Below are 15782 nucleotides of genomic sequence, written 5' to 3'. Positions count from 1 at the left end.
TGCGCCTTTTAAGCCACGCCATTGATTTTCAAAACGAAGTGGAAGCAGTTTATTGTGCAGTTTTTGGTTCGACGAGTTGCCAGGGCAGCAGCGTCTCGAAGTCTTCGACGGTTTTGGCCAGAGGTAACTGCCGGAACAACGCCACCAGATAGGTGTAGGGGGCGATGCCGTTCGCTTTGCAGGTTTCAATAAGTGAGTAGAGATTCGCGCTGGCTTGAGCACCGGCCACCGTGTCGCAGAATAACCAGTTGCGGCGTCCCACCACAAACGGGCGTATGGCGTTTTCGCAGAGGTTGTTATCAATAGGCCAGTGACCGTTTTCAACAAAGCGGATTAGCTTCGGCCATTGCGACGGTAGATAATGCAAGGCTTTGCCCAGCAAACTGCCGGGCATGATCCCATGCAGATGCTGTATCAGCAAGCCTTCGATCTTGCCCAAAACCGGCTTGCTTAACTGTTGGCGCTGTTGTCGACGCTGTTCGGCGCTCAGGTCTTTCGCCCTGGCTTCAATGGCATACAGTTCACCGATTGCCGCAATAAACTCTGTCGCCAGTGATTCCGGTCCACGCGCGGCTTTGGGGATGGCCGCTTCCGCTTCGACAAAATAGCGGCGCGCATGCGCCCAGCAGCCGAGATGGATTATTCCTCGGGCTGTTGTGATGCCGTTATAGACCTCATAGCCGTCGCTCATCAGGACCGTACCGGGCTTAATGCCTTCATAGAGTGGTTGCGCATGACTTCCGCCACGACCGGGCGTGTAGCTGAACAGCCGAATTGGCGGCCCGGAACCGGTCATCTGTGCCCACAAATAACTTTTCGTTTGCGCCGCTCGCCCGGATTCCTTGAGCACTTGCACCACGGTTTCGTCGCCCAGGATCAGATCGGCTTCCAGCAGATGGTCGCGCAGCAGATTGATGATGGGCTGCACCGCCTGACCGACCCGCACCATGCTGGCGGCCAGCGTGGTGCGCGACAAATCGCCGCCAAAGCGGCTAAGCAAGGCGGCTTGCCGATACAATGGCAGACCATCTTGGTATTTGGCGGTGACGATCCAGGCCAAGGCCGTTTCGGTCAATAAACCTTTGGGAATGACGCGCGCCGGTGCCGGCGTCACCCGAATGCTGTTGTCGCAGCAGGGGCAGGCATATTTGATGCGCTGATGCTGAATCACCCGCACCTGTTGCGGCACGATGTCGAGTTGCTCGCTGATGTCCGCGCCGATTTCCACCAACGTATGGCCGTCATGCGCGCAGACGCGTTCGGCTTCCGGCAGTTCATGGCGCACAATCTCGCGCGGCAGAAGCGGATCGAGCGGCTTGCGGCCGCGTTTCTTGCGGCTGTGACAGGCCACCTCAACCGCTTCGGGCGTGCTTTCCTCAGCGATTGGCGCGGCGTTCGGCGCCAACGCTTCGGCTTCGTTCAGGAAGAGATCACGCTGAGCGGGATTGCTCCGCGCCTCGGATTTGGCGGCATACAGACGATGCAGAAAAGCATCCACGCGTTCTTTCAACAGATCACGCTCGACCGTCACCAAGCGCAATTGATTCGCCAGCCGCTGATGTTCAAGCACTAAGGCTTGCTTGTCCGTTAACAAGGCTTGATAGTCTTCGGTGGACAGCGTGATGGTGGTCGTCATGCCACTATTTTACGCGATTTAAGTCATTGTTTCAGCTGGTTTTTGTATAGATCCGCACCGGATGCGGCTGCATCGCAGCCAGGTCAATACCGGCTAACAACCCATGGAGTTGTTCTACCGTCAAGGTCACCACGGCCGCGTCTTTCGGCCAGCAGAATCGATCGGCTTCCAGTCGCTTGATCATCAGCCAGAAACCCGTACGGTCCCACAACAACAATTTGATCCGATCCCGACGCCGATTGCTGAATACATAGATGGCCGGCTCGAAGGGGTTCAAGCCCAATGCCTGCTCAACCAGCACAACCAAACCATTGATCGCCTTGCGACCGTCCACCGGCTCCCGGTGCAGGGGTAATCCCCCTGAAAAAGCAGCGTTTAAAAGTAGAATTTTCTCGTAACAGACGAAGGAAGTTTTACATGAAGACCTCACGATTTAGTGACAGCCAGATTCTGGCGATATTGAAGCAAGCGGAAGCCGGCACGCCCGTACCGGAGATCTGTCGTGAACACGGCGTTAGCTCTGCCACGTTTTACAAATGGCGCTCCAAATATGGCGGCATGGATGCGTCCCTGATGGCTCGCCTAAAAGAGTTGGAAGACGAAAACCGGCGGCTGAAGAAAATGTATGCCGAAGAACGGCTGAAGGCCGAAATCATCAAGGAAGCCCTGGAAAAAAAGGCCTAACGCCATCTTGCCTCCGCGAGATGGCGCAACCCCTGATTCAGGCCAAGCGGGCCAGTCTTCGGTTGGTGTGTGCGGCTTTAGGCATCAGCCCGAGCGGTTATCGCTATCGGTCAAAGCGCTCGACTGAAAACGCCGAAATTGCCGACTGGCTGCTACGCCTGACCGCCACGCACCGTACCTGGGGATTTGGATTATGTTTTTTATATTTGCGCAACGTGAAAGGCTTTCGTTGGAATCACAAACGGGTCTATCGGATTTACCGGGACCTGGCACTCAACCTGCGCATCAAGCCCAAGAAGCGCTTGGTACGGGAAACCCCGCAACCCTTGACGGTCCCGGATCACATCAATGCCGTGTGGTCGATGGATTTCATGCATGATCAACTGGCTGACGGGCGGGCTTTCCGTTTGCTCAACGTCATTGATGACTTTAATCGGGAAGGTTTAGGCATTGAAGTGGATTTCTCGTTACCGGCTGTGCGGGTCACCCGCACATTGGATCGCATCATCGAGTGGCGTGGAAAGCCTGACGCCATTCGCTGTGACAATGGACCGGAATATATCAGCGAGACTCTAAAAACCTGGGCCGAGCAACAGGGTATCCAGATTAACTATATCCAACCGGGCAAGCCGCAACAGAATGCCTACGTTGAACGTTACAACCGAACGGTGCGTTACGAATGGCTTGCCCAATACCTATTTGAATCGATCGGGCAGGTTCAAGATTTTGCGGCGCACTGGTTATGGATCTACAATCATGAACGGCCCAACATGGCTATTGGCGGCATCACTCCAAAACAAAAGTCGGCACTCGCCGCTTAACCTCTACTTTTAGACTCTGCTCAAAATGGGGGGATTACCCAGGTAGACTTTTAATCCCGCGTCGAAACGGAACATGGCAGCTCGGCCAACGTGTGCAAAATTAACGGCAGATCGCTCAATGCGACAGACGGCAGTTCAAGCCTGATGCCGTTGGGTAAGCTTACGTTTAGCGCTGGCTTAGCCGGCTGCTCCGCGCCCAGCGCTAAAACGGGCGCAAAAGTCGGCAACGCTAATGCGCCGTTCCGGACAGAGGCGCCTGGTTCTGGGTATAAGCCTATCCATTTACGCAGCAGATTGGCATTGATACCGTGTTCCAGCGCGACCTTGGCAACTGATAGTCCGCGTTGCAAACAGATTCGAACCAACTCCCGTTTGGCTTCCGGATCATAAAGACATCGGCCATCTCGCCCTTGTCCTGCAATCAATGGGCGCGATAAGCGGCGAGTAGTGTGCTCCTTCATAAGTGTCCACCTGATTATAAGTGGACACTATCTTCGCTCCTTTCGAGCAAGTGATATAGACGCTGTCTATAGATCGCTTACGAGCATTTTCGCGAGAACGTCGCCCCGTTGTTGAATGGCAAAGGCAAGGCGATGGTGGTGGTCGGCAGCCGCTTGGAAGCGGTGCGCTGGCGCTTGGCGATTGATAAATACATTAAAGAAAACGGCTACAAAATTGGCACACTGGTAGCCTTTTCCGGCGAAGTGAACGACCCACAATCCGGCGCAGACCCGTTCAGCGAAACCAGTAAAACCATGAACCCAAGCCTGAAAGGGCAAGACATCTGCGAGGCGTTCAACACCGACGACTATCAAATTCTTTTGGTCGCCAATAAGTTTCAGACCGGCTTCGACCAACCCTTGCTGTGCGGTATGTATGTGGACAAACGGCTGGCCGGTATTGCCGCCGTGCAGACGCTATCCCGCCTCAATCGTGCCCATCAGGGCAAAGACACCACCTATGTCGTGGACTTCGTCAACGATCCGGAAGACATTATTCTCGCCGCCTTTAAAACCTATTATGAAACCGCTGAACTCTCGAATGTGACTGACCCGCATTTGGTATTCGATTTACGCATGAAGCTAGATGCGGCCGGCTTTTATGACGAGTTTGAAGTCAACCGCGTGGTGGAGGTCGAGTTTAATCCCCATGCCAAGCAAAGCGAATTGGCTGGCGCACTGGAGTCGGTCGTGTCTCGGCTGTTGCTGCGTTACAAAGCGGCACAGGACAAGCTGAATAGTGCCAAGGCCAAGGACGACGGCAAAGCGGCGGCAGACGCGCAGAACGAACTGGACGCCCTCATGCTGTTCAAGCATGACATGTCCGCCTTCCAGCGGATGTATGCCTTCCTATCGCAAATCTTCGATTACGGCAACACCGCCATCGAAAAGCGCTTCATCTTTTACAGGCGCTTACTGCCGCTGCTGGAGTTTGGTCGGGAACGCGAAGGGATTGATTTATCCAAGGTCATCTTGACCCACCACAATCTGAAGCGCACCGGCAAACGTGATTTAGCGCTGGAAACGGGTGACTATAAAAAACTGGAACCCATGGCCCCCCCTGAGTCAGAATAGTTGTCGCCTCAAATTTCCATTCCTTTTGAAATTTGAGATGAACCATGAGCCGTTCCAAAAAGCAGTATTCTGATGCATTCAAAGACCAAGCGTTGGCGAAAGTCTACAGCCGGGGCAACCGATCCATTCAAACGGTTGCCGATGAATGAAACCTGAGCATACATACCCTAAAAACCTGGATGAGCCACACCTCCTCGACCGATCACCGTCCTGTCACAGCCAAGTCCGCCCAGTGGCCTCAAGATTGGCGGCCCGAAGAACGTTTGCTGGCCCTCCAGGAAAGCCATAGTTTGAGCGGTGAGGCGCTGAATGCCTGGTGTCGGCAACGCGGGCTATTTGCGCATCAACTCGTCCAGTGGCGAAGCGATTTTTGCGCTGCCGCTCGACCGCGTTCAGGTGGCGATGACAGTCTGATGCTGCGCGGCCTGAAAGCCGAGAATCAACGTCTGGAGCGCGAACTGAACCGTAAGGACAAAGCCCTGGCTGAAGCCGCTGCCTTGCTGATCCTGCAAATACCCACAGGGCACAAGAAAAGGTCCGGGCGCTGTTGGGGGGAGAGGTCGAATGACCTCTGTGCAACAGCGCCAAAATCTGATTGATGCTACTACCGAAGCGATAACCGCCGGTGCCCGCCAAGACCAAGCCTGTGCCGTACTGGGTCTGAGTTCGCGCACCTTGCAGCGCTGGCAAGTCGGTGAAACCCAGGCTGAAGATCGACGATCGCAGCGTCAATACTCACCGACGCACGCGCTAACGGAATCTGAGCGCGCCGAAGTCTTGGCGGTGGCCAATTCCGCTGAGTTTGCGGATTGTCCGCCGAGTCAGATTGTCCCACGCCTAGCCGACCAAGGTATTTATCTGGCGTCCGAATCGACGTTCTACCGCATCCTGAAAGCCGCCCAGCAACTGAAACACCGCCGCAGTGAACGCCCTAGTCAGTCGCGCACCAAGCCCAAGGCCTTGAGCGCCACCGCGCCCAATCAGCTTTACAGCTGGGATATTACCTATCTGCCGACGGCCATCAAAGGCCAGTTCTACTACCTCTACCTATTCCTCGATATTTTCAGTCGTCAGATCGTCGGATGGCAGGTGTTTGAAGAAGAAAGCAGCCACTATGCTAGTGAGCTGTTGCGGGATATTGTTGAGCGCCAACACCTACAACCTGGGCAAGTCACCCTACATTCCGATAACGGTAGCCCCATACCCACAGGGCACAAGTGAAAGGTGCCACCATGCTGGCCACACTGCAACAGCTCGGCGTCATGCCCTCGCTGAGTCGCCCGGCGGTGAGTAACGACAATCCGTTTTCGGAATCGCTGTTCAAAACCTTGAAATATCGGCCGCCATACCCGTTGAAACCGTTTGCTGATCTCACCCGCGCCCGGCAGTGGGTAGCTGACTTGGTACATTGGTATAACCACGAACACCGACATAGCGCCATTGGCTTTGTGACGCCGGCCCAACGCCATGCTGGATTGGACGAGGCGCTATTGAATCAACGCAAATCGCTCTATGAAGACGCCCGCCGCCAAAATCCGCGACGATGGTGCCAAAACACTCGGAATTGGAACAGAGTCCATACCGTGAAATTAAATCCCGATCATGCCGAACCCCAAAACAAAACCACCCAGGAGATTAATAACCAGGAGAAAATAGCTGCTTAAGATTTTCACCGTGAGGCGACAACTAGCTTGAAATTTTCCGGTCAGAGGCATGCGTTGTTCGCGCCGAGCAATCCGGTCAATCAATTCAGTGACGTGTGGTCGTTTGACGGCTTGGCCGTGTAAGTCATACCAAAGACGACCGGTGTTAAATTCCAAGGCGCCAATCACATTGACGCGCTGTCTGCACGAACTGGCATCGGCCACATGCGGTTTGCCTTTGGGCGCCCACGCTCTTTGCACATTGGGAATCGTGGAAAAACCGCTTTCGTCCAGATAGAACAGGCTCAATTGATCAGCGAGTGCGGCTGCTTGCAAGCGTTTCAGGTTGTCTTGCGTGGCATCGAAGTGTTCGGGGTCGCGTTTTTTTTCAGTGATAACCGGGTACGAGTAAACGACAAGCCGCGCTTTTTCAGATGGCGTGCCAAGGCATCGAGACTGAAGGTCACTGCATCGGGATGGATTTCTCGCAACTGCCGGTCGATTTCGGCCAAGGTACAGGGCGATTCGCGCGCAATGCGCTCGGCGGTGTCGAGCCATTCCGAGCGAAGTTTGATTGGGGCGCCGCCTTGGTGACCGCTTAACAGGCCGACTACACCTTGGTTCCGCCACGCCGAGAAATAGTCAAATCTGGTGTATAGGCAAATTGAATCAGGCGGCGATCTGCTGATTTTCTGCGGCTTTATCCGACTCAGTAATGACAGCAATGCCATCCTGAAATCGAATGCCGTTGATCACATCCGGTAGTTGTTTAAATCCGCGTATCTTGCGCCAACTTTTTTCGGCGGTCAGTGCCAACTGGAACACTAGGCCTAGCAGCGAATGCCGTGACACGCAGTTCTTGGTCCGCGTTGTCCGATGGCGAATGGTCGCAAAGCTCGATTCGATCGGATTGGTGGTGCGGATGTGTACCCAGTGTTCAGCGGGAAAATCGTAAAACGCCAGTAACGATTCACGGTCTTTTTCCAGAATATTGACCGCTTTGGGGTATTTGGCCTCAAAGTCACGCCGGAAGCTGTCAAAGGCTTTGCTGGCATGGTCTTTGGTTTCTGCCAGCCAGATATTTTTCAAGCCAGCCTTGGCTTTAGCCTGAATCGAATCCGGTAATGCAGCCAGCACATTCGCCGTTTTATGCACCCAGCAGCGTTGCGTCCGTGTCTGCGGCCAGGTTTCATTCACCGCCGCCCAGAAACCCAGAGCCCCATCGCCGGTGGCCAGTTTCGGCGCGTCCTGTAAACCGCGAGTCTGCAAATCTTGCAACACGCTCAGCCAGGATGCCTTGGATTCTCGATAGCCATCCGAGAGCGCCAAAAGCCGCTTTTCACCGTGCTCATTGACACCAATGATCACCAACAGACACAAGCGGTCATCTTCGCCGCGCAGGGTCGAATAAATACCGTCGGCCCACACATACACATAGCGCTGATTCGACAAATCCCGCCGATGCCAGGCTTGATAATCCTCGGCCCATTGCGCTTTCAAACGACTGACCACCGCTGGCGACAAGCCTTTCGCCTCTGTGCCCAGCAGGACCGACAAGGCGTCCTGCATGTCACCCGTCGATATACCGCGCAAATACAGCCAGGGCAATGCCGCTTCCACCCGCTTGGCCTTGCGAACATACGGCGGCACTAGCGACGAGTTGAACTTGACCCCGCCGCCAGAACGATCTCGAACCTTGGGGATTTTGACCGTCACGTTACCCACACCCGTCACGATTTCCCGCTCCGGCAAATAGCCATTACGCACCACCGTTTGTCGGCCCCGTAAATCGGTCACCTTGGCATATTCGCCCAGAAACGCTTGTAACTCCGCCTCAACGGCCTGTTGGATCAAGGCCTTAGCGCCCATCTTCAACAAATCTGTCAAAGGGTCGTTGAGCGCACTAGCGCTATCCCACTCTTTTGCATTATCTTTACTCATGGCGTCTCTCATTTTGCTGGTATTCGATCTCGACAATCTCATTTCAGCAGAGGGCGCCACCTTTCTTCAAGTCCGGCTGTACTCCAGATTTAGTTATAACTCCGCCACGCCTTGGCCCAGTTGTAAGGGGTAGGCAACGTGACACCGAGTATGTCGGCAACCACCGCGAACGCGTGGCCTTTGGCCAGCGCAAGCAAGCCCAACGCTCGGCGACGAAAGTCGGGGTACGGGTGATGCTCGGCTAACTCTTGGAGTGTCATGCATTCTGCTTCGCTCAATTCAAACGGTGGCAACATCGCTGGCTAAGGTAAGTTCTAAACGACATCAGCTTAACCTATGTTTTTAAATCGGTTATATGTTTTTACTTAGTTAAAGGCTTTAATCAAAACTTAATATTTTGTTAATAAAGGATTAAGTTGCCGGCTGTAGAATCTCGGCATACCCAATTTCTAATTCCAGTTTTTAGTCTTGAACAACCGATTTGTCCCGCAGATGCACGACCTCTCATAGAGGTGACGGGCGTTTCTGTCTTAGCAATGGATTGTGGCGCATTATATTGCGCGGTAGAGTTGGGAGTGATTGATGGTGGGTAGCGGGGCTTGCATTCAGTGGTTTATGCCGTTGAATAGGGATAAGTCTCGGGAGAAAGCCGGAGGGGTATGCGCCATTTAGCCTAGTTATTCAAGTGGTTGCCATGGCTTTGTAAAAAGCGCCGTTTCAGTAAAGTCGTTTGAATATATTAATTCATCTATTGAACTTGATCTCTGTTTCAGGGATTAACCATTTTGAGCTATTGCCCAGCGATCAACGAATATTCGGCAATAGCGGCTTACGAGAGTTAAAGACTCCTTGTAAGCGGACAGAACTCTGCTAAAGCTGATGTTGTTATGCAATATCGGCTTCGGAGTATAAGGTGGCTAAAGGATAGCCGTTTGTTAACGTAAGTGAAAATGGGGAACAATCCATGAAAATGCTTTTATCTTTAAAACTTTGGCTTGCTGTTTGCCTGTTTGCAGTTTCGACTGCAAGCTCTGCAGGCATCATTTGGGAAGCTACTGACGGCGATAGTAATTTTATCTCCTTCGGCTCTAGTGCATTCCCATTTACTTCAAGTGACACCTTCGGTATCTTTGCTGCTACCGCTGATCTGGCTGCTGATGCACCTGTGTACACTTTTAACGGTGTAGGTAGCTTTGCCTCTGCAAGCCCTTTTAAATTGGGCCTGTTGACAGCAAGCGGTTGGGTTAGCGAAGCCGGGAATTACGAGCTGAGCGCTCCTAATACCTTCTTGTTGTCCTTTGTAAAACCTGGCGTGATTACCAACAACTTAAGCTTTCTGTTTGGATTTGATCTGAAAGCAGCAGCTAATCAAAATCCTGTCACTAGCGTGCCTCTCCCTGCTTCTGTATGGTTTATGACAAGTGCGTTGATGGGCTTTCTGTACATAGGTCGTCGTAAACAGGTCGTTTAATCCCAAGCTATCATTGGGCTTTTAGGCCGGTTGGAGTCCAGTACTCCACCCGGTTTTTTTATGCCTATTGAATATTCCAGGCCGGTTTTTTTAGAAGTGTTTAAACAAAGCTGTGAGCGAATCCGGGAATAAATTCCATTACAGGAAAGCCGATTTGGCGAATTTCTAACGATACCTATTCTTTGTGCTCGCAAAATCAGAACGCTAATTTCCGAAAGCGTTCGAGACACGGATTTTTATAGCATTTATCTTCCTGCGGCAGGCCATAATAGGCGGTGTGCAGATTCTCTTGGGTAAATACTATGGCAAAAATACTAGTGATCGGTTGTGGTGATATTGGCTATCCGGTGGCTTTGCGCTTGCATCAGCTGGGACATCAGGTAACCGGGTTGAAGCGTAGCGCGCCGGCTAACTCGACCCCGTTTCCCATTTTTATTGCCGATATAAGATTGGCGTCGTCATTGGTTGCTTTACCAAGTAGCTTTGATGCGGTGATATTTATCGTAGCTCCCGATAGCCGACAGGCTGAGGAATATCAGGCGCTGTACGATGTCGGTTTGCGCAATTTGTTAGCGCATTTTGCGGCAGCTGAAACATCACCCTGTTGGTTGATGGTATCGTCAACCAGTGTTTACGAACAGAATAGTGGTGAATGGGTCGATGAAACCAGCGTCACTGAACCGGCTAGCGCCACGAGCCGCTGGCTGGCTGCGGCGGAGACACGCTTGTGGATTGCGAGTGATCGCAGTTGCGTCGTGCGTTTTTCCGGAATTTACGGGCCGGGTCGTGATTGGTTATTACGCCGAGCGGAGCGAGGGGAGAGCATCCAACAGCAACCGCCCAGTTATACCAACCGCATTCACTCGGAGGATTGTGTGGCTGTGTTGTTATTTTTACTGGAAAAACAACTCGCCGGTGTAGCCTTGGAGCCTTGCTATCTGGCGACTGACGACGAGCCGGCCCCGCTTTGGGAGGTGATGAATTGGTTGTCCCAGCAATTTGCTTGTCCTCCGCCCTCACCGTTGCTCGTAGCTCCAGACTCCCCGCAAAACAAACGCTGCCAAAACGCTAGGCTGAAGGCCTTGGGCTATCGTTTTTTGTACCCTAGTTATCGCGACGGTTATGCAACGGTGCGGCCTTTGCCAACCGCGGATGGGTAAGCTCAAGCAAGTTTATCGATGCTGGGTTTGCCGCTTGTTTGCCACGCCACGCTTTGCCGCAGTCAATGTTGTGGCGTGTTGTAAGAACGCTGGCCGACTTTTTTCGCCGCTCCTACTGTAGTCCTCTTCTAGCGCAGTCATGGCTTTGGCGGGCGTTATAAGCAGTGTGTCGGTCATGACCGAATAGGTTAATTCGAATAAGCGCTTCAAAGCAATTTGCCAGGTACTGTCTGTTAAGGCGTATAGCGCATCGCTAAATTGTAAAAAGCGGGTAAACGGTTGTTCGGCGACAATGAGCGGTAAGGTCGTGGCAAACCGGCCGGAGTTGCCGATTAAATCCCAAAAGCGGGCGAATCGGGTAATACGTTGTAAGTCAGTAAAGCTTATATCTCGGGTGCTGAGAATGGCATAGGGCGGCTGCGGGTCATAACGTAGCTGGTAGCCGTCATTGTGTCGATTGATTGGCGCACCGCGCAGACGTTTTAAAATCCCGACCTGAATTTCTTGGGGATTGAGCGCAAACAATTTATCGAAACTGGCGCCGAAGCCGGCAAGCGTGTCGCCAGGCAGGCCGGCGATTAGATCGGCATGAATATGGGCGTTGGAATACTGCCGGAGCCAGCTTAAATTGGCTTCGGTCTTTTGGTTGTCCTGTTTGCGGCTGATCAGATGTTGAATGGCTGGATCAAAGGTTTGTACACCCACTTCAAATTGCAGTACACCGGGCGGGAATTGGCTGATGGCCTGCTTCAGGCGCTCGGGTAAATTGTCCGGAATCACTTCAAAGTGCAAATATAAATCTTCGCTCAAGCGAGTCAAAAAGAACTCGAGTATGGCGACGCTGCTGTCTACTTTCAGATTGAAGGTGCGGTCAATGAACTTAAAGTGTCGCGCACCACGCCGGTATAGAATTTCCATTTCGCGCAAAAAGCCGTTTAGGTTGAATGGCTTGGCGGTGGTGTCCAGGGATGACAGGCAAAATTCGCATTTGAACGGACAGCCGCGCGATGCTTCCACGTAGATAATCCGTTGACGGATGTCGGTGTCGGTATAGTGTGGATATGGCGATGCCAAGCTGTCCAATGCGGCCATTTCGCCGGCCACGATTTTTTCGGTTGGTTTAAATCCTGACAACAACTGCCGGCATAATTGCGGGAAACTTATTTCGCCGTTGCCGGTGACGATATAGTCCGCCGATTCGGCAATGCTTGGTAAATCGGGCGGATGACTGACTTCCGGTCCGCCAAGTACGATGATAATGTCCGGTGCAACTTGTTTCAGGATGGCGATCACTGCGCTGATTTCCGCCACATTCCAGATGTAAACGCCAAAGCCGATAATCCGCGCTTGTTGTTGCAGTAGTTTTTCGACAATTTCGATTGGCCGCTGCTGGATGCCGAATTCTAATAAGGCAGTGTCTGTTTGCAACGTGCCCATGTTGGCGTACAGATAGCGTAAGCCAAAAGCAGTGTGAATGTATCGGGCGTTGAGGGTAGATATAACGATGCTGGGCATGTCTGATGTGGCGGATAGCGTCTAAATTGCGGTAATGCGCCAGCATAGCATCAATTTGGGTGTTGGAAGCTGCTCTCGGTTGGTCAGCAAATGCAGGCTACGCGCTAGTGCAAACTATTGTGGAAACTGGCTTTGCGCCGAAAATGCCGGGCAGTATCGGCTTGGCAGGGAAAATTATGTTGCCGAGTTCTGATTAGGCCGGTGATAGGTGGGGGATAAAACACTTGCGCTAAACGGCCTATGAAATAACTGAGCAGCTACCGATTTTTCCAAAAAGCGGGATCTAACAATTTAGAGAAATCGGCTGCTGCAATCGATGCTTATTTAAGTTCGTCAAGTAAAGCCTGTGCGGCTTGCTGTTGTTGTTTTGAGCCTTTGGACAATACATCCTCGGCTATCAATTTTGCCGCCTCGGTATCGCCCATGTCGATATAGGCTTTCGCCAAATCGATTTTGGTTTCGAATTCGTCCATATCGGTCAAATCGGAAACCCCCAACTCAAACTCGTCGTTGTCCGTGGTGCTGATGATTGGCGTGTCAAAGTCGAAGTTAAAATCGAACTCGCCGCCCGGTTGCGCCGATGTTTCCAAAACTTGGTCTGAAGATTGCGCTGATTTAGGGGTGATATTGTCAAAATCGGAAAAATCGAATGTTTCCAGTTTTAACTGCGATTCTAAATTCAGCTCCGGTTCGATGCTTAGGCTATCGTCAGTTTTCGCTTTGGGGGTGATGCTGTCGAAGTCGAAATTGAAACTGTCTGCGTCCGCTAACGCTTCTTTGCTGGTATCGGTCAGGTCTGACGTAGTCTTTTTTATATCATTGAAATCGTTAAAGTCGAACGACTCTATATCTGTGTGCGATATTTCGGCTTTTGCTGCATCTTCGGTGGTTTTATCCGCAGTTGCTTCCGGGGCAGCATTGTCGACATCGAAGTTAAAATCGAAACTCTCCAACGCATCCATCGAGCTAGGAGATAGTGTTTCCATCTCCTCTTTGTTGTCAGCAGTTTCGGATTCAGCATCCGCAGCAATTTCGGCAAAATTGGCAAAATCCAGAGATTCAAGTTCCAAAGCAGCCGAATCGGCTTGAGTTTTTTCCGAGTCAGTATCTAGTGCAAAGTCGAAGTCGAACGATTCTATGTCATCGTTGCTGGAAACTGCGTTACTTTCCGTGGTTTCGATAGTCTCCGCCGCAGATTTGGAAGCAGGTGGCTGATCGAAATCGATACTTTCGATACTTGCATCGGCTTGCTTGCTTTCAAGCGGTGATTTGGCGCTGCCGCCGAAACTTCCCAAATCAAAATCCAGTCCGTTGTCTTCCAGCGCCAAATCTTTATCGATATCCAGATCCGACAAATCGTCGTCGAGCAGCGCAAAGCTTTTATCCAAATCAATAATTTCCGTATCGGCCGCGGTCGAACTCGCTATGTCGACGCTAGTATCGCTTTTGCTGGTGGGGGCGGTGGTAGCGGCAAAACTGCCTCCAAACAAGGCTAAATCTGGGACGATTTCTTTAGCCATGTCCGTGACTTTTTTCCAGAATGGCTTATCTGCTTGTTTGCCGGCATCGGCCAGTTCTTGCGCATAACCGGCAAAGCCGTCTTTGTTTTCACTGGCGTAATAGATTTCCAGTAATTTCAGTTTGCATTCGTCGCGGTTAGGCTGTTCGCTTATTGCATGGCGGATCAGTTCTTCCGCTTGTTGGTAGCGGCCATAGGCCAGGTAAACGTCGGCTTCCGAGATCGGGTCAACTTCATTTTGGTCGGTGTCGAAGGCATCGAAATCGCTAGGAGTAAAGTCGCTGATAAACGAACTTTCGCCTACAGTGCCAACGTCGTAGTCATCGGTACTGCTGATGTCCATAATCGGCACGGAAAGGCTGCTCTCAGAATCGGGCAGCCGAATTTGGCTGGCCGATGCGAACATGCTTTCGGTGTTGGTGCGCTCGTCGATTTTACGTTTGCGCCATAGCAACCAGCCCAGCAAGCCCAAAATGCCAGTGCCTAAGGTGCCGGCAACCCAATAGTAAGCATCCGAGCCAAATAAGCCTTCGTCTTCTGCAACAACCGGCGGAGGTGGCGGTGGAGTAACTTTGGGTGCGGGTGGAACAACGGGCTTGGGGGCCGGTGGTGTCACGACGGCAGGCTCGGAAACCGATGGTTGCGGAGCCGGCGTTACTGCCGGTGTTTGGGGCTCGGGGCTGGCAACGGGGGGCTGAGGAGCCGGTTGCGCGGGCTGAGGGCTAGGCTCAGTCGTTGCTGGTTTGTTGTTTTGTAAAGTGGCTAGTTGCTGATCTTTTAAGGCCAGCAATTGCTGCATCATGCCGAGTTGTTGCTCTAGCTTTTCAATGCGAGCTTGTAACTCCAGGTCTTTCCCTTCGCTGGCTTGATCGGCAGCACTATTTAAAGCAGGATTAGCTGTCGCCGCCGAGTTTTGTTCGGTTTTTGTTGAACCCGTGCCGGCGGCCTTCGCTTCGGTAGGAGCTACCAATTCAAGCGCTTTCTTGGTTTCTGCTTGTGTAGCGTCCGGCTTGACCTGCTTATTGGTGGCTTTTCGCTCGTTTTGCGCTTGTCTTTGCGCCGGATTCATAATCGTATCCGGTTCAGGAATCTTTAAGGTGGTGCCTTCTTTCAGCGAATTGATATTGCCGTTGTTAAATGCGTCCGGATTGGCTTTGTACAAAGCGGTCAGCATTTTCTGGGTCGGAATGTTCTTTTCCTGACCTACTTGGGCGGCGATACTCCATAAAGTATCTGATTTTTGGATAGGACCGAATTCGCCGCTGGTGGGTGTTTCTGGGGTAATGTTGTCGGCAGGGGCGGCACGCACTGCTCGTTTTGGTGCGGTTCGAGTTCTCTTGATCGGGCGCTCTAGTGGTTCAATGGGCTCGGCACTGTAACCGCTGGTTTCCACGACAGGCGTTACCGGCTGGTTATAAGCGGTCGGCGGGTCGATGAGCAATGTGAATTCGCGCATCATACTGCCTTGCGGCCAAGTCACTTCCAACAGGAAATCCAGAAACGGCTCGGTTAAGGCTTCCCTTGAGGAGACTTTTACGATGATGGAGCCGTTTGCTTGTACAACCGGCTCCAGCTTGATCTTCGACAGAAAATAATTCCAAACCACGCCGGCTTGGTCAAATTTTTCTGGCGGGGCCAATTTAACCGAGACATCGGCCGGATTTTCGCCCGGCGCGACGCTGAGTCTGATTTCGGCATTGAGTTTTTGGTTTAGGGCAGAATGTAATTCAATTTCGCCGATACCTAAGGGTTGGGCACTGACTGGTGCCAGTAACGATACAACCGCTAAGGCTTTAGTTAAATTGCTCACATTGCTTT

The 15782-nt window shown here is 52.2% G+C and carries 12 protein-coding genes and 1 pseudogene; 5 read left to right on the top strand and 8 right to left on the bottom strand.

What is annotated here, in order from left to right:
• Window positions 1–49: 49 nt before the first annotated feature.
• A complete protein-coding gene (gene tnpC, locus EBB_RS15705) occupies window positions 50–1636 on the bottom strand; it encodes an IS66 family transposase (RefSeq protein ID WP_192394692.1) in 1587 nt (528 codons plus the stop codon).
• Between the two features lie 31 nt (window positions 1637–1667).
• A complete protein-coding gene (gene tnpB, locus EBB_RS15700; RefSeq protein ID WP_306790009.1) occupies window positions 1668–2066 on the bottom strand; it encodes an IS66 family insertion sequence element accessory protein TnpB in 399 nt (132 codons plus the stop codon).
• Between tnpB and EBB_RS15695 the strand changes: the two genes are divergently transcribed.
• Window positions 2054–3141 (top strand): IS3 family transposase gene (locus EBB_RS15695; RefSeq protein ID WP_192394690.1). Its coding sequence is split into 2 segments (ribosomal slippage): window positions 2054–2315 and window positions 2315–3141, totalling 1089 coding nucleotides; the frame shifts between segments, so codons are not numbered across the junction. The two genes, tnpB and EBB_RS15695, sit on opposite strands and share 13 nt — an antisense overlap.
• A 50-nt stretch (window positions 3142–3191) precedes the next feature.
• On the opposite strand, the gene EBB_RS15690 is transcribed toward EBB_RS15695, so the two are convergent.
• Window positions 3192–3602: a transposase gene (locus EBB_RS15690; RefSeq protein ID WP_192394689.1), complete on the bottom strand. Its 411-nt coding sequence runs from the start codon at window positions 3600–3602 to the stop codon at window positions 3192–3194.
• A gap of 108 nt (window positions 3603–3710) precedes the next feature.
• On the opposite strand from EBB_RS15690, the gene EBB_RS15685 reads away from it, so the two are divergent.
• On the top strand, window positions 3711–4715 hold the full coding sequence (locus EBB_RS15685) for a type I restriction enzyme subunit R domain-containing protein (RefSeq protein ID WP_223146840.1): 1005 nt from the start codon (window positions 3711–3713) through the stop codon (window positions 4713–4715).
• A 44-nt stretch (window positions 4716–4759) separates the two neighbouring features.
• Window positions 4760–6379: pseudogene (locus tag EBB_RS15680) on the top strand (IS3 family transposase).
• On the opposite strand, the gene EBB_RS15675 reads toward EBB_RS15680, so the two are convergent.
• The 3 genes from EBB_RS15675 to EBB_RS15665 form a co-directional block, all read right to left on the bottom strand.
• Window positions 6305–6916: a transposase gene (locus EBB_RS15675; protein WP_192394688.1), complete on the bottom strand. Its 612-nt coding sequence runs from the start codon at window positions 6914–6916 to the stop codon at window positions 6305–6307. The pseudogene EBB_RS15680 and the gene EBB_RS15675 overlap by 75 nt on opposite strands.
• Before the next feature lie 111 nt (window positions 6917–7027).
• Window positions 7028–8299, bottom strand: coding sequence for an IS256 family transposase (locus tag EBB_RS15670; RefSeq protein ID WP_192394687.1), 1272 nt, complete (start codon window positions 8297–8299; stop codon window positions 7028–7030).
• 89 nt (window positions 8300–8388) lie between these two features.
• Window positions 8389–8559: a helix-turn-helix domain-containing protein gene (locus EBB_RS15665; RefSeq protein ID WP_192394686.1), complete on the bottom strand. Its 171-nt coding sequence runs from the start codon at window positions 8557–8559 to the stop codon at window positions 8389–8391.
• A 704-nt stretch (window positions 8560–9263) separates the two neighbouring features.
• Between EBB_RS15665 and EBB_RS15660 the strand changes: the two genes are divergently transcribed.
• Both EBB_RS15660 and EBB_RS15655 read left to right on the top strand, forming a co-directional pair.
• Window positions 9264–9770: a hypothetical protein gene (locus tag EBB_RS15660; protein ID WP_033159282.1), complete on the top strand. Its 507-nt coding sequence runs from the start codon at window positions 9264–9266 to the stop codon at window positions 9768–9770.
• A gap of 302 nt (window positions 9771–10072) precedes the next feature.
• Window positions 10073–10930 (top strand): SDR family oxidoreductase, encoded by an 858-nt coding sequence (locus tag EBB_RS15655; RefSeq protein ID WP_192394685.1) that lies wholly within the window; start codon window positions 10073–10075, stop codon window positions 10928–10930.
• A 12-nt stretch (window positions 10931–10942) separates the two neighbouring features.
• On the opposite strand, the gene EBB_RS15650 is transcribed toward EBB_RS15655, so the two are convergent.
• The gene (locus tag EBB_RS15650) at window positions 10943–12445 is read right to left on the bottom strand and encodes a B12-binding domain-containing radical SAM protein (protein ID WP_192394684.1); all 1503 of its coding nucleotides are present in this window, start codon (window positions 12443–12445) and stop codon (window positions 10943–10945) included.
• A gap of 320 nt (window positions 12446–12765) precedes the next feature.
• On the bottom strand, window positions 12766–15774 hold the full coding sequence (locus tag EBB_RS15645; RefSeq protein WP_192394683.1) for a FimV/HubP family polar landmark protein: 3009 nt from the start codon (window positions 15772–15774) through the stop codon (window positions 12766–12768).
• Between the last annotated feature and the right edge of the window lie 8 nt (window positions 15775–15782).

Origin of the sequence: Methylomonas fluvii, from assembly GCF_014850975.1 — a bacterium.
GTDB lineage: Bacteria > Pseudomonadota > Gammaproteobacteria > Methylococcales > Methylomonadaceae > Methylomonas > Methylomonas fluvii.
The sequence above is the reverse complement of the archived record's forward strand: the minus strand, read 5'-3'. Positions and strand labels throughout refer to the sequence as shown.